Source organism: Symbiobacterium ostreiconchae (genome assembly GCF_055396975.1).
Window position 1 is genome coordinate 2149937 of sequence record NZ_AP042454.1, and the last position, 19403, is coordinate 2169339.

General features: G+C 68.8%; 20 protein-coding genes. 16 read left to right on the top strand and 4 right to left on the bottom strand.

What is annotated here, in order from left to right; translation table 11 throughout:
- The first annotated feature begins 27 nt into the window (after positions 1-27).
- Both ACZ5UM_RS10415 and ACZ5UM_RS10420 read left to right on the top strand, forming a co-directional pair.
- On the top strand, positions 28-1422 hold the full coding sequence (locus ACZ5UM_RS10415) for a MurT ligase domain-containing protein (RefSeq protein WP_464843976.1): 1395 nt from the start codon (positions 28-30) through the stop codon (positions 1420-1422).
- A 2-nt stretch (positions 1423-1424) separates the two neighbouring features.
- The gene (locus ACZ5UM_RS10420) at positions 1425-2168 is read left to right on the top strand and encodes a type 1 glutamine amidotransferase (protein ID WP_464843977.1); all 744 of its coding nucleotides are present in this window, start codon (positions 1425-1427) and stop codon (positions 2166-2168) included.
- A gap of 99 nt (positions 2169-2267) precedes the next feature.
- On the opposite strand, the gene ACZ5UM_RS10425 is transcribed toward ACZ5UM_RS10420, so the two are convergent.
- Positions 2268-3797, bottom strand: a complete 1530-nt coding sequence (locus ACZ5UM_RS10425) for a golvesin C-terminal-like domain-containing protein (RefSeq protein WP_464843978.1) — start codon at positions 3795-3797, stop codon at positions 2268-2270.
- A gap of 195 nt (positions 3798-3992) precedes the next feature.
- Here ACZ5UM_RS10425 and ACZ5UM_RS10430 point away from each other — a divergent pair, with 195 nt between their 5' ends.
- Together ACZ5UM_RS10430 and ACZ5UM_RS10435 are read left to right on the top strand one after the other, a co-directional pair.
- The gene (locus ACZ5UM_RS10430; RefSeq protein ID WP_464843979.1) at positions 3993-4679 is read left to right on the top strand and encodes a hypothetical protein; all 687 of its coding nucleotides are present in this window, start codon (positions 3993-3995) and stop codon (positions 4677-4679) included.
- Between the two features lie 18 nt (positions 4680-4697).
- Positions 4698-5132, top strand: coding sequence for a GNAT family N-acetyltransferase (locus tag ACZ5UM_RS10435; protein WP_464843980.1), 435 nt, complete (start codon positions 4698-4700; stop codon positions 5130-5132).
- Between the two features lie 86 nt (positions 5133-5218).
- Here the strand turns inward: ACZ5UM_RS10435 and ACZ5UM_RS10440 are convergent, their stop codons facing one another.
- The gene (locus ACZ5UM_RS10440; RefSeq protein WP_464843981.1) at positions 5219-6118 is read right to left on the bottom strand and encodes a 1,4-dihydroxy-2-naphthoate polyprenyltransferase; all 900 of its coding nucleotides are present in this window, start codon (positions 6116-6118) and stop codon (positions 5219-5221) included.
- Between the two features lie 488 nt (positions 6119-6606).
- Here ACZ5UM_RS10440 and trxB point away from each other — a divergent pair, with 488 nt between their 5' ends.
- The gene (trxB, locus tag ACZ5UM_RS10445; protein WP_464843982.1) at positions 6607-7554 is read left to right on the top strand and encodes a thioredoxin-disulfide reductase; all 948 of its coding nucleotides are present in this window, start codon (positions 6607-6609) and stop codon (positions 7552-7554) included.
- A gap of 93 nt (positions 7555-7647) precedes the next feature.
- Positions 7648-9537, top strand: a complete 1890-nt coding sequence (gene selB, locus ACZ5UM_RS10450; protein WP_464843983.1) for a selenocysteine-specific translation elongation factor — start codon at positions 7648-7650, stop codon at positions 9535-9537.
- A 29-nt stretch (positions 9538-9566) separates the two neighbouring features.
- Here selB and ACZ5UM_RS10455 read toward each other — a convergent pair whose 3' ends face one another.
- Complete coding sequence (locus ACZ5UM_RS10455) at positions 9567-9752, bottom strand: hypothetical protein (RefSeq protein WP_464843984.1); 186 nt, start codon at positions 9750-9752, stop codon at positions 9567-9569.
- Between the two features lie 154 nt (positions 9753-9906).
- On the opposite strand from ACZ5UM_RS10455, the gene ACZ5UM_RS10460 reads away from it, so the two are divergent.
- The 3 genes from ACZ5UM_RS10460 (at position 9907) to ACZ5UM_RS10470 (ending at position 12909) form a co-directional block, all read left to right on the top strand.
- On the top strand, positions 9907-10689 hold the full coding sequence (locus ACZ5UM_RS10460) for a response regulator (RefSeq protein ID WP_464843985.1): 783 nt from the start codon (positions 9907-9909) through the stop codon (positions 10687-10689).
- 197 nt (positions 10690-10886) lie between these two features.
- On the top strand, positions 10887-11693 hold the full coding sequence (locus ACZ5UM_RS10465; protein ID WP_464843986.1) for a M15 family metallopeptidase: 807 nt from the start codon (positions 10887-10889) through the stop codon (positions 11691-11693).
- A gap of 268 nt (positions 11694-11961) precedes the next feature.
- The gene (locus ACZ5UM_RS10470; RefSeq protein WP_464843988.1) at positions 11962-12909 is read left to right on the top strand and encodes a stalk domain-containing protein; all 948 of its coding nucleotides are present in this window, start codon (positions 11962-11964) and stop codon (positions 12907-12909) included.
- Positions 12910-12985: 76 nt separating this feature from the next.
- Here ACZ5UM_RS10470 and ACZ5UM_RS10475 read toward each other — a convergent pair whose 3' ends face one another.
- Positions 12986-13135, bottom strand: coding sequence for a hypothetical protein (locus tag ACZ5UM_RS10475; RefSeq protein WP_464843989.1), 150 nt, complete (start codon positions 13133-13135; stop codon positions 12986-12988).
- Positions 13136-13291: 156 nt separating this feature from the next.
- Here ACZ5UM_RS10475 and ACZ5UM_RS10480 point away from each other — a divergent pair, with 156 nt between their 5' ends.
- From ACZ5UM_RS10480 to ACZ5UM_RS10510, 7 genes are all read left to right on the top strand, one after another.
- The gene (locus ACZ5UM_RS10480; protein WP_464843991.1) at positions 13292-13762 is read left to right on the top strand and encodes a 2-thiouracil desulfurase family protein; all 471 of its coding nucleotides are present in this window, start codon (positions 13292-13294) and stop codon (positions 13760-13762) included.
- Between the two features lie 46 nt (positions 13763-13808).
- Positions 13809-14864, top strand: coding sequence for a M20/M25/M40 family metallo-hydrolase (locus ACZ5UM_RS10485; protein WP_464843993.1), 1056 nt, complete (start codon positions 13809-13811; stop codon positions 14862-14864).
- Positions 14855-15883, top strand: coding sequence for a M42 family metallopeptidase (locus ACZ5UM_RS10490; protein ID WP_464843994.1), 1029 nt, complete (start codon positions 14855-14857; stop codon positions 15881-15883). The genes ACZ5UM_RS10485 and ACZ5UM_RS10490 overlap by 10 nt, the downstream gene beginning before the upstream one ends.
- Positions 15880-16887 (top strand): M42 family metallopeptidase, encoded by a 1008-nt coding sequence (locus ACZ5UM_RS10495; protein ID WP_464843995.1) that lies wholly within the window; start codon positions 15880-15882, stop codon positions 16885-16887. Before ACZ5UM_RS10490 ends, ACZ5UM_RS10495 begins: the two co-directional genes overlap by 4 nt.
- A 240-nt stretch (positions 16888-17127) precedes the next feature.
- Positions 17128-17844, top strand: a complete 717-nt coding sequence (gene tatC / locus ACZ5UM_RS10500; RefSeq protein WP_464843996.1) for a twin-arginine translocase subunit TatC — start codon at positions 17128-17130, stop codon at positions 17842-17844.
- Positions 17845-18081: 237 nt separating this feature from the next.
- The gene (gene hexR, locus ACZ5UM_RS10505) at positions 18082-18963 is read left to right on the top strand and encodes a transcriptional regulator HexR (RefSeq protein WP_464843997.1); all 882 of its coding nucleotides are present in this window, start codon (positions 18082-18084) and stop codon (positions 18961-18963) included.
- Positions 18950-19285: a TRAP transporter small permease gene (locus ACZ5UM_RS10510; protein WP_464843999.1), complete on the top strand. Its 336-nt coding sequence runs from the start codon at positions 18950-18952 to the stop codon at positions 19283-19285. Before hexR ends, ACZ5UM_RS10510 begins: the two co-directional genes overlap by 14 nt.
- Positions 19286-19403 lie beyond the last annotated feature (118 nt).

The window sequence follows — 19403 nt, forward strand, 5'->3', positions numbered from 1 at the left end:
GACTCCCGGGAAAGTCGAGGGAGCGCGATGAACCTTCGATCACGAATGGCAGTCTGGATGGGCAAGATCCTGGTGACCGCGACCCGTATGGCGGGCCGCGGCGGAACGACTCTGCCCGGCGCGGTGGCCCGGAAGGTGGCGCCCGACCTGCTGCGCACCCTCGCCGCCCAGCCCAGGGAAGGCGTGGTGGCGGTGACCGGCACCAACGGCAAGACCACTACGGCCAAGATGCTCTCCTCCATCTGCGAGGCGGCGGGCTGGGGTGTCGCACACAACCGGGCCGGGGCCAACCTCATCGCCGGCCTGACCACCGCCTTCATCCAGGCAGCCGACTGGAAGGGCCGCATCGACCGGTCCGTGGGGCTCCTGGAGATCGACGAGGCCACCATGCCCCGGGCGTGCCAGGAGGTGCGGCCGCGCGCGGCGGTGGTGACCAACTTCTTCCGTGATCAGCTGGACCGGTTCGGCGAACTGGAACACACGGTGGACCTGGTCGCCCGCGGCCTGGCCCACCTGGCCCCTGGCGGCCGGGCAGTGCTGAACGCCGACGACCCCAACTGCGCCCGCCTGGGCGCGCGCCCGGGCACCGAGCCGCTCTACTACGGCCTGGAGGTGGATGGCGCCGGGAGCGGGCCGGCGTCGCAGGCCGCGGACGCCCGGCACTGCGTGCAGTGCGGCCATCCCTATGTGTACGCGGCGCAGTACTACGCCCATCTGGGCCGATACCGGTGCCCCAGCTGCGGCCACCGCCGGCCCGAGCCCCAGGTGTACATAGACCGGCTATGGGACGTGGACGCCCGGGGATCCTCCTTCCGCCTGGTCACCCCCGAAGGCGTCTGCGAGGTGCGCCTGCAGATTCCGGGCCTTTACAATGTATACAACGCGCTGGCCGCGGCGGCCGGGGCGGTGGCGCTGGGACTCCCGCTTGAAGCGATCCGGCAGGGGCTGGAGGCCACCACCAGCCAGTTCGGCCGGATGGAGAGGATCACCATCGGCGACCGGCAGGTCTTCATGGCCCTGGTCAAGAACCCCGCCGGCTTCGATTCGGTGATCCAGACCGTGATGCAGGCGGAGGCCCGCAAGAACCTGGTGATCGCCATCAACGACCGGTATGCCGACGGCACCGACGTCTCCTGGCTGTGGGATGTGGACTTCGAGGCGCTGGCCAGCCACCAGTCGGAGATCAACTTCGTCATCTGCACCGGCCTCCGGGCGGAGGACATGGCCGTCCGGCTGAAGTACGCCGGCCTGGACCCCGCCAAGCTCTCGGTGGAGAAGGACCCCGAGCGGGCCGTGAAGCAGGGGCTGCGGTACATCCGGCCCGGGGAGCTGCTCTATATCCTGCCCACCTATACGGCCATGCTGCAGATCCGCGGCCTCATCGCCCGGAAGGGGCACACGAAGAAGTACTGGGAGGTGTAGGCGTGGAGCGCCCCCGCGTTCACATCGGCTGGCTCTATCCGGAGTATATGAACCTCTACGGTGACCGGGGCAACATCATCGTCCTCACCCAGCGCTCCCGCTGGCACGGCCTGGACCCGGAAGTCACCCCGGTGCGGATGGGCGAGTCGGCCGACTTCGCCCGGTTCGACCTGCTGGTGATCGGCGGCGGGCAGGACCGGGAGCAGGCCCTGATCGCCGAGGACTTCGTGCGGGTGAAGGCGCGGCCGCTGGCCGAGGCCATCGAAGACGGCCTGGCGGTGCTGGCGGTCTGCGGCGGGTACCAGATGCTGGGCAAGTACTTCAAGACACACACGGGCGAGCTGATCCGCTTCAGCGGCATCCTCGACCTCTGGACCGAAGCGGGCCGGGAGCGCATGATCGGCAACTGTGTCATCGAGAGCGATCTGTTCGAGGGTACCCGCACCATCGTCGGGTTTGAGAACCACTCCGGGCGCACCTACCTGGGCAAGGGGCTCCGCCCGCTGGGCCGGGTGGTGAAGGGATACGGCAACAACGGGGCAGACAGGACGGAAGGGGTCGTTTACAAGAGCACCGTGGGCACCTACCTCCACGGCTCGGTCCTGCCCAAGAACCCCCACCTGGCCGACTGGCTGATCCAGCGGGCGCTGGACCGGCGCTACGGCGGCCAGGTGAAGATCGGGTCCCTGAACGACGACCTGGAGATGCGGGCCCACGAGGCCATCATCGCCAGGTTTGGGAAGTGAGGCTGGACGCGGCGCGAGCCGGGGGAGAGTCCCCCGGCTCGCCCTTCTGGTGCGTGGCCCGGGCAGCGCCGGCCTCCTGTGCCGCCGTTTTGGGCAGCGTCAGCGCCGCACCACCCGGAACGCGTCGGCGATCACGTATCCGGCGCCGCTGGTCCACCGGCTCACGGCGATGATCTCCCGGTCGCCGGCCAGCAGGCGGAACGTACCCAGGTGGACCCACTTGCCGCCGTTGGTCCGCTGGTTCACGTGCACCGTGACCGGCGTCGTGCCCGTATTGTTGCTGTTGGCCTGCCAGATCACCACCGGGGTCTTGTCGTTGTAGCCGCTGTTGGCCGGGTACCACATGTAGATGTCGTAGTTGCCGGTGCTCGGAATGTTGAACTTGTAGTAGGCGGCGTCGCTGACCGGCGCCGGGTCGGCGAACCGGTAGTTGCTGCCGTAGCGCTGGCTGGACCAGGAGGAGGTGCCCCAGTTGCTGCTCGCCCGGAAGCGGCCGCTGGTGGTGTTGTCCACGATGGCGGACCAGGAGCCGGAGGACTGAGTGACGAGGCTCATGTAGTAGTTCCAGTCCCAGCAGCTGCCCGGGTCGGTGTGGGTGGCTCCCGGCACCTCGTTGTGGCCGATGATATGGTTGCGGTTCATGGGGATGCCGTACTTCAGGGCGATGTTGCGGGCGAGCGCCGCGCTGGCGCGGTACATGGCGTCGGTGAACCAGGTGCAGCTGGAGACCCAGCCCTCGTGCTCGATGCCGATGGACTGCGTGTTGTACGTCCAGTTGCCGGCGTGCCACGCGATGTCCTTCTCACGCACCATCTGCGTGATCGCCCCGTCGCTGGAGCGGATGACGTAGTGGGCGCTCACGTTGGAGCTGGGGTTCTGGAACCAGCTGATGGCCCCGGCATAGGAGCCCTGGGTCACGTGGATGACGATGTAGCGGATGGGGTAGCTGCTCGGCCGGTTGGAGACGGTGTAGTTGGACGAGTGGGCCGGCACCCAGGCCGCGGGGCCGTAGTCCTGCGACTGGGCGGTGACCAGGTTCGCGTACCCGCCCAGGTCGGGCTCCACGGCCTGCGGCTCGATGCGGATCTCCTCGCCGTCCACCTTCACGTCGATCCCGCGGTTCAGGAACGCAAATACCTGGAGGGCGTAGTCCCGGGCGGCCGTCCCTTCCAGCTGGCTGTACCGGGCCACCGCCTCGAACCAGTCGCCCAGCTCCCTGACCTTCACGGCATCCCCCCGTTCCGCCGCGTAGTGGGCCAGCAGAGCCGCGCCGCCCATGATGTTGGCTGCGGTGTCGGTCTTCAGCTGCTCCGGGTCCAGCCCGGTGAGGCCGGCGGCCTTCTCCAGGGTCGTCACCCGGGGGTTGGAGACCAGGTGCATCACGCCGTAGCCCCCGGCGACGCTGGGCACGCCGTCGTGGTCATCGAGGCGCGTCTCGGCGTACGCGAGCGCCACCAGCAGCTCCACCGGGACCCCGTAGGTCGCCGCGGCCTTCTGGAAGGCCTGTCCCATCGGGCCGTCCAGCCGGTTGCCGCGCGGGAACTCCTCCGGCGCCGCCAGCGCCGTCCCCACCAGGGTGATCAGGAACAGAAGAAGCACGAAGAAGCCCAGACCTCGACGTGTCCGCATGCGAAACCCTCCCTTTCCCGTGAGTGGTGTAGGGACGTTGTACAGGAAGATGACAGAATAATCAATACTCTATCAGGAAAAATGTCGACCGCGAGGAGGCTGGAGCATGGGGAATGCCCGTCACTGAAGGAGTGCCGGCCGGAGGGGGCGAACAAAAAGAGGAACGCGCTGCAGTCCAAGGAAGGGAGGGTTTCCATGCGCCGGAGGCCGCGGCTCCCCGCAACCCTGATCGCGCCGCTGCTCGCCTTCGTGCTGATCGCCGCCGCAGGCTGCGGCTCGCCCGGGGCGCAGGCGCCTTCCCCGGACAGCGACCCGGCCGGTGCCGGGACTGAGCCGCCCAGTGCGGAGGGCACGGAAACGGATACAGAAAGCGGCGAACAGGGGCCGGTGCTGACCCTGATCTACAGCCATCCCGGGACCGGCCTCACGCTGGGTGTGCCTGAGGGGTGGGAGGTCTACCCGCTGGAGGATGCGGTCGTGGCGATGATCAGCCCGGTGCGGGGGGAGGAGGACTTCTTCCGCGAAAACATCATGGTCACCGCCGATGACCAGTTCCCCGACCTGACCCTGGAGCGGTACGTCGAGGTCCTGGCTGATGAGGTGAAGAACCGGTATCCCGACACGGAGACGCTGGAGAGCGGCGACATCACCATCGCCGATGCCGAGGGCCGCTGGATGGTCGACCGCTTCACCGGTCCCAAGGGCGAGGCGCGGGTCTACCGGGTCGTCCTGGTGCGGGAGGGCACGGCGTACGTGCTGCACGGCACGGCGCCGGTGTGGACGTTTGACGACTACCGGCCGGTCTTCGAGGCCGTGGCGCGCTCGGCCACGTGGATCGATCCGCGCCTCGGCGATGACGCCGAGCCGGGGGACCAGCCGTAACGCAAGGTGGGGGTGACCATGGAGGATTCTCTGGTGATCAGGCCGGCCACCGCGGCCGATGCGGAGGCGGTGGCCGCCTTGCTGACGGACTTCAACGAGGTGTACACGGATGCCGCCGCGGCCGCCCGGCGCATGGCGGCCATGCAGGGGGTCGAGACGGTGCTGCTCGCGCTGCGCGAAGGCGCCGCCGTGGGCCTGTGCAGCCTCCGGGTCGTGCCCTTCCTCTCCGCCGACCACCCGTATGCCGAGGTGACCGAGCTGTACGTGGCCCCAGCCCACCGGCGGCAGGGCATCGCGCGGCGGTTGATGCAGGCGGCCGAGGAACTGGCGCACAGCCAGGGCGCCCCGGCGGTCTATCTCCTGACCGGATTCCGGAACGAGACGGCCCAGGCCTTTTACCGGAGCCTCGGCTACGCCGATTACGCCCTGGCGATGCGGCGGAGGCTGGTCTAGAACGGGCGCAGCCTGTGAGAAACGCAGAACCGGCGCCGGAAAAACCCGGCGCCGGTTCTACGTGTATGCGGCCGTATCGCGCGTTCTCACACCCACACCGACAGCAGCAGTCCCAGCACCAGCAGTCCGCCGAAGGCCGCCAGCGTCTGCGCCACGCCCTTCACGGCCGGGTGCAGCCGGGCCGGCTCCCGCTCCCGGAGGAACAGCTGCACCGGCCGCACGGCCCGGGGGACCGAGAGCAGGACCAGCAGGGCCCACGGGGTGAGCCGGCCGGCCGCCACCAGGCCCAGGGCGATGACGTAGGCCAGGACGAAGCTGCCGGCCAGGACGCCTACCGCGGCCCCCCGCCCCAGCACGATGGGCAGCGTGCGGCGGCCGCCGGCGCGGTCGGCCTCGATGTCCCGGATGTTGTTGGCCAGGAGGATCGCCCCGATCAGGATGCCGATGGGCACCGCCACCCAGAGCGCGGTGGCGCTCACCTGCAGGGTCTGCGTGTAGTAGACCAGCAGAATCATCACCGGGCCCATGAAGGTGCCGGCCGCCAGCTCGCCCAGCGGGGTCGAGGAGAGCGGCAGCGGCCCGCCTGAGTAGATGAAGGCGATGCCCAGGCAGCCGAGGCCCGCGGCGAAGACCCACCAGGAGCTGGTGGACGAGATGTAGACGCCCAGGGCCACGGCCGTGGCCAGGAAGATCCAGGCCAGGGAGAGCACCAGGCGGGGCGGCACGCCGTCGCGCACGATGGTGCCCGCGATGCCCACGTGCTCGCGGGTGTCCAGCCCCCGCACGTAGTCGAAGTACTCGTTGAACATGTTGGTGGCCGACTGAATCAGCACCGCCGCCAGCAGGAAGGCCAGGAACCGGCCGGCGTGGAAGCCGCCGTGGGCATACGCCAGTGCCGTGCCGCCCAACACCGGCGCCACGCTGGCCACCAGGGTGAAGGGGCGGAGCATGCGCCACCAGACGCCGAATCTTGCCTGTACGGTCATGACTGCTCCTCTTCAGCAGATATTGTTCATCCCTATATATTATCAGACCGGCGGTGAAACGGCATGATCGGCAGGCCAGGTTGTCCCAAAACGGACCGGCCGCGCATAACCGGGGTCTGACCCGGAGATGATACGGAATGAGGATCGCTGCCCGACCAACGCAGGTGGGGCCGACCTCCCCGCAAGGCGGCGGATTCGCCCTATCGGGCCGTGAGGGGTTCCGGCGGCGCTCCGCCAACGCCGTTCGGACGGCCGGGCGCCCGGTACGTCCGTTGCGGGTATCTTCGCCTGGAGCTGGTTCTCCAGGTTTCAAGCTGAGGGCGTGGACCCCCGGGTCCGCGCCTTCAGCGCGTGCAGGGGCGAACCTGCGCGTGGATACCCCTGGGGGCATATCCGTCCGCTACCCGAACATCGTCTTAACTGGTAGAATGGACGGGAGCGGCGGCCGATCTCGTCCGAATTCGTTGTGAAAGTAGGAGGAAGCTGCTGTGCGTAAAGTCGTGATTCTTGGTACCGGACCTGCCGGCCTCACCGCGGCCATCTACACCGCTCGGGCCAATCTGCAGCCTCTGGTCATCGAGGGCAACGAGCCGGGGGGGCAGCTCACCACCACCACCGAGGTCGAGAACTTCCCCGGGTTCCCCGACGGCATCATGGGGCCGGAGCTGATGGACAACATGCGCCGCCAGGCGGAGCGCTTCGGCGCCGAGTTCCGGCGGGGCTACGTCACGGGCGTCGATCTCTCCAAGCGGCCCTTCCGGATCACGGTCGATGAGACCGACGTCATCGAGGCCGAGGCCCTGATCATCGCCACCGGCGCTTCGGCCAAGCACCTGGGGATCCCGGGCGAGGACGAGAACATCGGCCGCGGCGTTTCCTACTGCGCGACCTGCGACGGCTTCTTCTACCGCGGCAAGAAGGTGCTGGTCATCGGCGGCGGCGACTCGGCGATGGAGGAGGCCAACTTCCTCACGAAGTTCGCCGACGTTACCGTGGTCCACCGCAGGGACGAGCTCAGGGCCTCCAAGATCATGCAGGAGCGGGCCCGGGCGAACCCGAAGATTAGCTGGGTGCTGAATGCCATCCCCGTGGAGGTCATCGCGGACGAGAAGGGCTTCAAGGCCCTGAAGGTGCGGGACAAGGAGACCGGCGAGGAGCGGCTCCTGGAGGCCGACGGCATGTTCGTCGCCATCGGCCACAAGCCCAACACCGACTTCCTGCGGGGCCAGCTCGAGATGGACGAGATCGGCTACCTGAAGACGATCCCCGGCACCGCGCAGACCAGCGTCCCGGGCGTGTTCGCCTGCGGCGACGTGCAGGACTCCCGGTACCGCCAGGCGATCACCGCCGCCGGATCCGGCTGCATGGCCGCGCTGGACTGCGAGCGGTTCCTGGAGGAAGCCGCCGCCGAGCAGAAGTCGCAGTCCCCGGCCTAGTGCGGGCCCAGCAGGGGGCGGCCGCCGCGGGGCATGCGCCGGCGAGCATCGTGGCCGTCCCCGCAGGGGGGGACCGGCCGGAAGGAGGGCGCCGTGAAGCACTACATCATCGGAACGGCCGGACACGTTGACCATGGAAAAAGCGCCCTGATCCGGGCACTGACCGGTGTGGAGACCGACCGGCTCCCCGAGGAGCGGGAGCGCGGCATCTCCATTGACATCGGCTTTGCCCGGTTCCCGCTCCCCAGCGGCCGCCGCGCAGCGGTCATCGACGTTCCCGGCCACGAGAAGTTCGTACGCAACATGCTGGCGGGCATCACCGGCATCGACCTCGTCATCCTGGTGGTGGCGGCGGACGAAGGGGTGATGCCCCAGACCCGCGAGCACCTGGACATCCTGCGGCTGCTGGAGATCCAGAAAGGGCTCGTGGCCATCACCAAGATCGACCTGGTCGACGAGGAGATGCTGGAACTCGTGGAGGCGGACGTGGCGGACGCCGTCGCCGGCACCTTCCTGGAAGGGGCGCCGGTCTGCCGGGTCTCCTCCGTCACCGGGGAGGGGCTGGACGACCTGCTGCAGACTGTGGACAGGCTGCTGGAGGAGACGGAGCCCAAGGACACCACCGCCTTTGCGCGGCTGCCCATCGACCGCGCCTTCGTGCGCCCCGGCTTCGGCACGGTGGTCACGGGCACTTTGGTGGCCGGTACCATCCGTCAGGGCGACCGGCTCGAGCTGCTGCCGCTGGGGCTCGACGTGCGCGTGCGCGGCCTGCAGGTCCACGGGGAGCCCGTGGAGCAGGCCCAGGCGGGCCAGCGGGTGGCCGTCAACCTGGCGGGCATCGAACGGTCGGATGTGAAGCGGGGACACGTGCTCTGCGCGCCGGGGGCGCTGCGCCCCACGACCAGCTTCGCCGGGCGGCTCCACCTCCTGGAGTCCTGGCCGAAGGAGCTGAAGCACGGGGAGCGGGTGCACCTGCACACCGGCAGCAGCGAGGTGCTCGCGCGGGTGCTCCTGCTGCAGGGCGACACGATGCAGCCCGGCAGCTCCGGCTTCGTGCAGCTGAAGCTGGAGGAGCCGGTCGTGGTGGGCCGGGGCGACCGGTACATCATCCGTTCCTACTCGCCCGTGCACACGATGGGCGGCGGAACGGTCATCGAGCCCCACGCCGGCTACAGGCGGTCGCAGGCGGCGAAGGCCATCGCCGAGCTGGAGGTCAAGGAATCGGGGGGCACCGGCGGTGTCATCGCCGAGACTCTGCTGCAGTCGGGCATGACGCCCCTGGGCCTGGGCGAGCTGGCGAAGCGGACCGGCGTACCGGCCGAGACCCTGCGCGCCGAACTCCCGGCCCTGGGCGCCGACGTGCGGGAGCTCGAAGGCGGGCTCTGGATCCACCGCCGGGGGTTCGGCCAGTTCTGCGAGGCGGTGCGCGGCGAGCTGGAGGCCTTCTACGGCCGCCATCCGCTGCGGTCGGGGCTGGGCAAGGAGGAGCTCCGCCGGAAGCTTGGGCTCGGCGGCAAGGAGTTCGCCGCCCTGCTCGGCGCTGCCGAGGCGGCGGGGGAACTCAGCGTCCAGCGCGACCGGGTGTCGCTTCCGGGGCGCACGCCCGCCCTCAGCCCCGCACAGGAGAAGCTGGCCGACCGGCTGCGCGCGGCCATCGCCGAGGCGGGGTACAGCCCGCCTTCGGTGGCCGAGCTCAGGCAGCAGGTGCCGGGCGCTGATACGGAGGAGGTCGTGATCTACCTGCTCGAGCGGGGCGAGGCCGTGCGCGTGGGCGACGACCTGATCGTCGCCGCGGCCGCCCTGGACGAGGCGGTGCGCCGCACCCGGGAGCACCTGAAGCAGCATGGGAAGATCACGGTCGCCGAGTTCCGCGACCTCCTGGGCACCACCCGCAAGTACGCACTGCCCCTGCTGGAGTGGATGGACGAGCAGCGCATCACCCGCCGGGCCGGCGAGGAGCGGGTTCCGGGGCCGCAGGCATAGATGAGCCGAGGAGGGGGTACGCCCCCTCCTCACTGCGCGCGCATGAGCCCCAGCCCCAGGAAGGCCAGCAGCAGGACCAACAGCACCGCCCACAGGCCGTTCACGGCCTTGCCCGCGTTCCCCGGGTTCCGCCGGTGGAGGAGGAACAGGGCCAGCAGGGCCAGGGCGGGCGCGACGAAGCCGACGCCGACGATCCACCAGATGATCGGGGGCATGGAATCCTCCTTTTGGGCCTGCGGATCTGCAACTTTATGACGATCCGGGAACGGCGATGGTAATTGATATCTCATTTGTCAGCCACCTGGCAGGAGTGGCTCCAAAACTGCAGAAATATAAAGTAATAATGAACCGATTGCGGGAGATGGTCCCATGCGGCAGGCTGGACGGGTTCTGGTGGTGAACCCATCGCTCCTGGAGCGGCAGCGCATCGCCAGCGTGCTCGAGGCGGTGGGTCACGAGGTGGTGCTTGCGGCGAGCCTGAACGAGGCCGTGCAGGCGCTCACCGAAGCGGCCCCGCGCAGCATTGCCGCGGTGCTTACGGATCTGGAGTTGCCCGACGGCACGGTGGACGACCTGATCCGCCAGATGCGCAGCGATCCGGCGTGGGTGCACACGCCCGTCGTGGTGCTGGCGCCGCCCCAGCCCATCCCGCGGCTGATCGAGCTGGCGAGCGCCGGGGTGAGCAACGTGGTCTGTAAGCCGTTCTCCTCGCTCGTGCTGCTCCGCAGGCTGGGGGAGAGCCTGGAGGAGGCCAGGGCGCGCGAGGCCGGCGCCGAATCGCCGGGCTGGACCCTGGCCGAGTACCTGCGGCGGGAGTTCCGGCGGGCCGACCTGGGTGGCTTCCAGGTGACGCTGATGATCGTCCGGCTGCCGGGCACCCTGCCCGAGCACCGGGTGCCGGGCTTCGTCGAGACGGCCGCCCGCAGCCTGCGCGAGTACGACCTGGCGCTCCGCATCGGCCCGAGGCTGGTCGCCCTCGTCCTGGCGGAGACCGGCGCCTCAGGCGGCGATGCAGTGCGGCGGAGGCTGGAGGCGCTGTATCCGGTGCCGTTCCGCGCGGGTGTCGCGGTCTACCCCGACGAGGGGACCGATCCCGACCGGCTCATCCGGCTGGCCCGGGACCGGGCGGAATCCGCGCTGTCCGCGGTGTGACCGGGGCGGCCGGGGCCGCTCGCTTTTTTTGTGCACAGATCTGCATGAGGCGTTGGGCGCGGGGGCACCAGGTGAGAGGGATGGCCCCTCGCTGTGCGGCATTCGCCGGACGGACCGTGGCCTGACGGAACCGGCCGGGGGCGGCGGAGCGTCTAACCTGTGTATGTCACGAATCACTCTGGCAGGAAGGTGAGCAAATGCCCTTTACGACGAAGCCCGTCCGCCTGACCCTGCTGGCGCTGGTCTCCGCTGCGCTGACGGCCGGTTGCACGGTGGGCGGGCAGGTGCCGTCTCCCGGCCCGGGAGACGATCCCGCCGTGGAGACGCCGGCCCCCGTCGACAACGAGCCCGAACCCGGGCCCGATCCGGCCGCTGAGGAGCCCGAGGCTCCGGCGCCCGGGGAAGGCGAGGGCGAGGTGAGGCTGGTCACGAATCCCGACGCCATCGACGTGCTGGTCAACAAGAAGAACGCGCTGCCGGCGGACTACGTGCCGCCGGACCTGGTGGAGCCCAACGTGCGGTTCATCTTCGATGAATGGCACGAGCGCCGGCTGATGCGGGCGGAGGCTGCCGCCGCCCTGGAGGAGATGTTCGCGGCGGCGGAGGAGGACGGCATCTACCTGGCCGGCGTCTCCGGGTACCGCTCGTACGAATACCAGGCGTTCCTCTTCGACACTTACGTGAGCATCGACGGCCTGGAGGCGGCGGAGCGCTACAGCGCCCGCCCCGGCCAGAGCGAGCACCAGACGGGCCTGGCCATGGATATCTCGGGCAGCACCGGCGTGTGTGCGGCAGACGACTGCTTTGCCGGCACCCCCGAGGCCGAGTGGCTGGCCGCCCGTGCCCACGAGTTCGGGTTCATCATCCGGTATCCCGAGGGCAAGGAGCACATTACCGGCTACATCTACGAGCCCTGGCACGTGCGCTACCTCGGCAAGGAACTGGCCCGGAAAGTCTACGAGTCGGGCCTCACCTATGAGGAGTACCTGGAGCAGAACCGCTAGTGGCTGCCATGATGCACGCCCATCGCCCCGCCGTCTGCGGCGGGCGATGGGCGTGCATGGTGCTTAGGGGCGGCGGGAGGGCCGCTGTCCCGCGAGCTGGAAAGTGCTGGTCGTGATCGCTGGTAATTGTTGGACAAGGCAGGGGTTGCCGGTTGGGCCATTGAACACATTCCCCATCACCGTTAACACATCAAGGGGATTCTGGGTGGGGCTGACAGTCCACCTGAAGCCTGCGCCCGACAGACCTGCACACGGAGGCGGATCGACGATGCATCGTTCCTGGAAACGGCGGCTCCTGGCGGCCCTGGTGCTTGCGGCTTGTTTGGGCACGGTTCCCGCACCGGCCTTCGCTGCGGGCTACAGCGTGGTCAGCAACGGCGTCGTGCTGGCCGACACACAGGCCGAGATGGTGGACGGCCAGCTCGTGACGGCCGTGCGGCCCTTTGCCGAGAGTCTGGGCTACAAGGTCAGCTATGACAGCAAGAGCAAGATGATCACCGTCTACAAGCCCGGGTACTGGCTGACCATGTGGATCGGTACCCACCTGGCCTTCCAGAACGACCGGGAGGTGTGGGCGCCGGTGAAGCCGTACCTGAAGAACGGCCAGGCCATGGTGCCGGCGTGGTGGCTGGCGGTTCGGCTCGGGGCCGACGTCTCCTACGCCAACGCGGCCCTCACCGTGAGCAACGGCTACCGCCCGCCGCAGCCGGCGGCCGGCACCAACCCCAATCCCCGTCCCGATTCCCCCTTTGCGGATCCCACCTACGTCTTCCCGTTCCCCCAGGGCGCGACCTACTACGCGTACGCCGATACGATGGGCGCCTCCCGGTACTGGGACGGCCAGACCTTCGGCCACGAGGGCACCGACATCCCCGCGCCGTACGGCACCCCCATCGTCGCCGTGGCCTCCGGGAAGATCGTCCGGTACGGCTGGAACACCCTGGGCGGTTACCGCATCACCATCGAACTCGACGACCACCCGGGCTACTACTTCTACTACGCCCACCTGAGCCGCTACGCCCCGGGCCTCTACGAGGGGGCGCATGTCCAGAAGGGTCAGCTCCTGGGCTACGTCGGCTCCACGGGCGAGGGACCGGAGGGCACCTACGGCAAGTTCATCGACCACCTGCACTTCGGGATCTACGATTCCAACTGGAAGCCCATCAACTCCTACCCGCTCCTGAAGTACTGGGAGGGGAACAAGATCAAGCTTTGACCAGCGAAGCGAAACCGCGGCCCGGCGATCCTTCCGCCGGGCCGCGGTCTGCGCTTGTCCGCCTTACGGGTTCACTTCAAACGTCCCTTCCATGTAGATCCGTGGGGCGGCCGTAGCGGTCCACGGTCCGGATCTGAACGGTGGCCGCCTGGCCCACCCGGAGGGGCCCGCCCGTCTCCAGCACCAGCCGGCGGGGACCCCGGTCCGTGATCCTCACCTCCTGCACGCCGGACCCGTGCTTCCGCCCGGGTGGCAGGGGCATCTGGCCGGAACGTTGGCCTTATCCCGTTCCCCGGGATCACCCGGTCCTTGGCCGCCGGCAGGTAGGAGTCCGGCGGTTGTGGTGCGAAATGGATGCGAGAGACGAGGAGGCGATGAACCCATGATCCTGGTGAGCGCCTGCCTGGTGGGCTGCCGCTGCCGCTACGACCAGGGGTCCAAGCCGCATGACCCGGTGATCGCCCTGATCCGGGAAGGGAAGGCGGTGCCGGTGTGCCCCGAGCAGATGGGCGGCCTGCCCACGCCGCGGCTGCCTGCGGAGATCGTCGGCGGCGACGGCGACGACGTGCTGGAGGGCCGCGCCCGGGTGGTCAACACGGCCGGCGAGGACGTGACCGAACAGTTCCTGGCCGGGGCCCGGGAGGCCCTGCGGATGGCCGAGGCCGCGGGGGCCACCGTGGCGATCCTGAAGGAGCGCAGCCCCTCCTGCGGCAGCGCGGCGATTTACGACGGCACCTTCCGCGGCGCCGTGCGCCCGGGACGGGGCATCACCGCCGCCCTGCTGCGCCGGCACGGCATCGAGGTCTTCTCGGAGGAGAGCTGGCCGGAGGGGACAGGAGAAGGCGGGCGTTGATGGCGAATCTAACAGGGCAACACTGGAAAGAAGGGGCGACCGCGCGTTGGACATCACCCAACACCTGGCAGAACTGACCCGGCTCAGCAGCATCACCGGGCACGAGCGGGCGGTGGCGGAGTACCTCCTGCAGGCCTGGGCCCCCCTGGTGGACGAGGCGCACCTCGATCGCCTGGGCAGCTACGTCGGGCTGAAGCGGGGCGAGGGCAAGGGACCCCGCCCGCGCGTGATGGCCGCGGCCCACATCGACTCCATCGGCGGCGTGGTGACCGCGATCGAGCCCGGCGGCTTCATCCGCTTCAGCCCCGTGGGCGGGGTGGACCGGCGGCTCCTGATGGCGCAGGAGATGGAGGTGCACGGCCGCCGGGTGATCCCCGGCCTGGTGGGCACGAAGCCGCCGCACGTGACCAGCCCGGAGGAGCGCAGGAAGCTGGTCCCGGTGGAGGATCTCTTCATCGATACCGGACTCCCGGAGGATGAGGTGCGGGAGCTGGTGCAGATCGGCGACCCTGTGCTGTTCCGCTACCAGTTCCGGATCCTGCAGAACGGGCGCATCTCCAGCCGCTACCTAGACAACCGGGCCAGCCAGGCCGCCCTGGCCGTGGCTCTGCAGGAGCTGAAGGGGCTGCGCCACACGGCGGACTTCTACGCCGTGGGCACGGTGAGCGAGGAGTTCGGCGCCTACCCCGGGGCGGTGGCGGCGGCCTACGCCATCGAGCCTGACATCGCCATCGCCGTCGACGTCACCTTCGCCCGCCACCCCGGCAGCGAGAAGGATACATTCCCGCTGGGCGGAGGGCCGACCATCGGCGTGGGGCCAAGCTGCACGCCCGCGCTGACGAAGTTGATCCGGAAGGTCGCCGATGAGGTCGGCATCGACTACCAGCTTGAAGTGATGGCGGGCCCCTCGGGCACCGACGCCTGGGGCATGCAGGTGGTGCGGGGCGGGGTGGCCACCGGCATCATCTCGATTCCGCTCCGGTACATGCACACGCCGGTGGAGCTGGTGGACCTGGCCGACATCCGGCAGGCCGGCCGGCTGCTGGCGCAGGTGGTGGCGCGAATCGATCAGGCCTTTGTGGAGGAGTTGCGATGCTTCTAGAACAGTTGTCGAATGCCTGCGGCGTGTCAGGCGACGAGAGCGGGGTGCGCGCCCTCCTGAAGGAGATCCTGGCGCCGCGGGTCGACGAGATGTGGACGGACCCCATGGGCAACCTGATCGTCCGCAAGGGATCGGGGCCCGTGCGGGTGATGCTGGACGCCCACATGGACGAGGTGGGCTTCCTGGTGGGCGAGATCACCGACGAGGGCTATCTGTCGCTGCGCAAGGTGGGCGGTCTGGACGACCGGGTGCTGCCCGGCCGGCAGGTCTGGGTGGGCCACCGGCGCATCCCCGGCGTCATCGGCGCCAAGGCCTGGCACCTGTGCAGCCCCGAGGAGCGGAAGAAAGTCATCCCGTTTGACGAGATGTACGTCGACCTGGGCTGCCGCTCCCGCGCGGAGGTAGAGGCGCTGGGCATCGAGCTGGGCGACCCGGTCTACTTCGCCACCGAGTTCGAGCTGATGGGCGACCGGGTGGCCAAGGGCAAGGCCCTGGACGACCGGGTGGGCTGCACGGTGCTGGCACGGGTGCTCCTGGAGTACGACTTCCCGGGCATCACCCTGCTGGGGGCGTTCACTACCCAGGAAGAGGTCGGGCTCCGGGGCGCGCAGGTGGCGGCCTACCACCTGAAGCCCGACGTCGCCCTGGCCCTGGAGGGGACGGGCTCGGCCAACGTGGCCGGGGTCGACCCGTTCGACACCATCACCAACATGGGGGAGGGGCCGGTGATCTCGCTGATGGACGCCTCCGGCATCCCCCACAAGCGGGTCTGGGACGAGCTGGTGCGCCTGGCCCGGGAGCACGGGATCCGGCACCAGTTCCGGCGCATGACCGCGGGCGGCACGGACGCCGGCGCGATCGCCCGGGTGCGGGAGGGCGTGCCGGTCTGCACGATTTCGGTGCCCTGCCGCTACATTCACACCAACGCCGCCCTCTGCCACCTCGACGACGTGGACGGCGCGGTGCAGCTGGTCCGGCGGTTCCTGGAAAGCGTGGAGAAGGGGGAGTTCCGCCCATGAAGGAGAAGCTGCGTGATCGCGTAAGGGAGCTGGCCGCGCTGTGGGGCCCCTCGGGGAGGGAGCAGCGGGTGCACGACACCCTGCGGACCATGATCACGCCCTACGTGGATGAGGTGCGCACCGACGGGTTCGGCAACCTGCTGGCCGTGCGGAAGGGGAAGGAGGGCGGCCGCCGGGTGCTGCTCTCGGCCCACATGGACACTCCGGGGGCGATCGCCCTCAACGTCAGCGACAAGGGGCTGATCTACCTCGCCCCGGTGGGCGGGCTGAAGGTCCACCATGCGGTGGGCCAGCGGGTCGTGTGGGGCAGCGGCGCCGCTGGCGTGCTGCAGTATGAGCACGTGGACGAGCCGAAGGAGCTGAGCTTCAAGAAACTCTTCTGCGACATCGGGGCCGCGTCGAAGGAGGAGGCCCTGGAGCGCGTGGCCCTGGGCGACATGTGCACCCTGGCCGGTCCGGTGGAGGCGTGGGGCGACCTGATCGTAGGCCCCGGGCTGGACAACCGGCTGGGCTGCGCGGTGCTGCTGGAGGTTGCGGAGCACCTGGGCGACACGGCGAACACCGTGATCTTTGCCTTCACCGCGCAGGGGGAGGTGGCCCCCCGCGGCGCCGCGGTGGCGGCCTTCGGCGCCGAGCCCGACCTGGCCATCCTGGTGGACTCGGCCCCGAGCGGCGACCAGCCCGGCGTGCGGCAGGTGGCCACCCGCCTGGGCGGCGGGCCGGCCCTGCGCCTCAAGGACGCCGGTTTCGTGGCGCACCACGGCCTGGCGGAGCGGATCGCCGCCGCGGCCGAGGCGGAAGGGATTCCGCTGCAGCGCTGCGTGAGCCCCACGGGCAGCGAGGGTTGGACGGTCGTCCGCGTCGGCCCGGGCGTGCCGACGGCGGTTATCGACCTGCCCGTCCGGTACCCGGGCACCGGCGCGGAGATGGCGGACCTCCGGGATGCACAGGCTGCGGCGGACCTGCTGGTGAAGCTGCTGGGAGGGCCGCTGGAGCTGGCGTGACCGGCCGGGATCGGTGACAACGGTATGGGAAGTGGCCTGGCGGTACCGCCGCCGGGCCTTTTTTCTTACTGTCGACCCAACCAAGGGTTGACGCGCGTCGCGGCCAGGTGAGGCAGGCCGGAGCATGATGGGACGGGGCCGTCGGGTGGGTTGACGCTGCCTCCCCAAAGAGGCTACACTTCAGGCATGAGCAGATACGGCTGAAGTCCAGGAGTCGCTCGGAATGGGGAGTATGGCAGCATGCAGGACAAAGAGCAGACCCTTGTGGAGCACCTCACGGAGCTGAGGGAGCGCATCATCAAGTCGCTGATCGCCGTTGTGGTGGGGGTTTTCGTCGCGGTATTCGTTTCGCAGCCCATTTTCAAGTACATCATGGAGCAGGCCAAGGCCGACGGGGTGCAGCTGATCCAGTACACCTTCGGAGACACGTTCATCACGCAGATCAAGCTCGCGCTGATCCTGGGCCTGGTGCTGGCGTTTCCGGTGGTGCTCTACCAGGTCGTGGCCTTCATCCTGCCGGCGTTGAAACCGGAGGAGAAGCGGCTGCTCTACTTCGGTCTGCCCTTCGCCACGGGTCTGTTCGTGGCAGGCTGGGCCTTCGGCTGGTTCGTCGTGGTGCCCGTCACCAAGCAGTTCTTCCGCTCGATGGCCGAGGCCTCGGCGGTTGAGGTGGCCATCACGCCCAGCAACTACGTGTCGTTCATCCTGGGCATCTGCAACCCGCTGGGCATCGCCTTCGAGCTGCCGCTGGTCGTGCTGATCCTGGCGCGGCTCGGCCTGGTCACCCACGAGTTCCTGGGCCGGGTGCGCAAGTACGCCTTCCTGGCCCTCATGATCCTCGCCGCGGTGCTCTCTCCGCCCGACGTGATCTCCATGACGATCTTCCTGGTGCCGCTGTACGGGCTGTACGAGCTCTCGATCCTCATCGCCCGGTTCGCGGCGCCGAAAAACCGGTAAGAGCTGCCCGTGAAGACCCCGGCCCCGTGCCGGGGTCTTTTTGTCCGCGGGCGCGGGGGCCACCAAGCCCCATGGATGCGTTGCCTCTCCCGCCTTCGGGACCATGTCTGCGTGCGGGACTGCACCAACTGTCTATCGACACTTACGACACGCTCGCTTCGTACGAGGATCAGTCTTCAATATATTGACGCTGCTTGCGGGGTGTAGTAAACTTACAACGCAGAGAGGGTGAGAGAGATGACCAAGTCACTGGGATTGCTGGATCAGATCAAGGAGATGTCTGCCGGGTTCAGCCCGACCGCGCAGCAGGTGGCGGAGGTCATTCTGGAAGACCCGCACGAAGTGATTAACATGAGCATCGCCGCCCTGTCTGCCCGGGCCGGGGTCAGTGAGCCTACAGTGGTGCGGTTTTGCCGGTCCCTGGGCATGGATGGGTTCCGGGAGTTCAAGCTGCGCCTGGCCCAGGAGCTGGCCGTGGGTGCCTCGTACGTGCACCCCAAGGTGCAGCCGGGTGACGAGACCAGCGCGCTGATCGAGAAGGTCGGCCGGGCGGCGGTGCAGACGCTCTCGGGTGTTGTAGCGCAACTACATCCCGGGGAGGTCGAGGCGGTCATCGACCGGCTGGCCGCCGCCAACCGGGTGGAGTTCTACGGGTTCGGTGCCTCGGGCGTCGTGGCGATCGATGCCTACCACAAGTTCTTCCGGCTGGGCATTCCCTGCGTCGCACTGTACGACTCCCACATGCAGTGCATGTCGGCCAGCACCCTCGGCCCGGGCGACGTCGTCGTCGCCATCTCCCACACCGGCCGGTCCAAGGAGCTGATCGAGAACGTCCGCGTGGCCAAGGCGGCGGGGGCTTTTGTCATCGGCATTACCACGCCCCAGTCGCCTCTGGCCGACGAGTGCTCGCAGGTGCTGGGCGTTCTCGTTCAGGAGGATACAGACGTCTTCCCGCCCATGCACTCCCGCCTGGCGCACCTGGTCCTGCTCGACATCCTGGTGACCGGTGTGGCCCTGCGGAAGGGGAAGGAGGTGACGGACCGGCTCCGGCGGATGAAGGAAGCCTTGGTGGTGAAGAGACCGAAGGGCCGAGGAGGGGTACGCGATGAAACGGTTTGAGGACTGGCTGCTGCGGATCAACAAAGCCGTGCTGGTCGCGTTCTTGTTCCTGATGTTCGTGCTGGTCTTCGTCAACGTCGTCACCCGGTACGTTCTGAAGTTCTCCCTCAACTGGGCCGAAGAGCAGACCGAAGCGCTGAACGTGCCCGTGGAGTGCGGCGGCGTCACCGTGAACCCGGGCGACCTGATCGTGGGTGACCTGGACGGCGTGGTGGTCGTGCCCAAGGAGCACGTGGGGGTGTCTGCTGATTACGAACAAGAACACACCGACAATCGCGCACCGCTCGTCGCTCAGCGCTCACGGCCCCCCCAGCTCCCTTGACTTCCACTTCGCCAACCCCTACACTGGTTACGAAATCTGTTGCCACAGGCGGAGGTACACGACCGTGAAGAGGACGACCGCTTTCTAAGCTGAATACGGCGCCCGCACCATCGGCCGG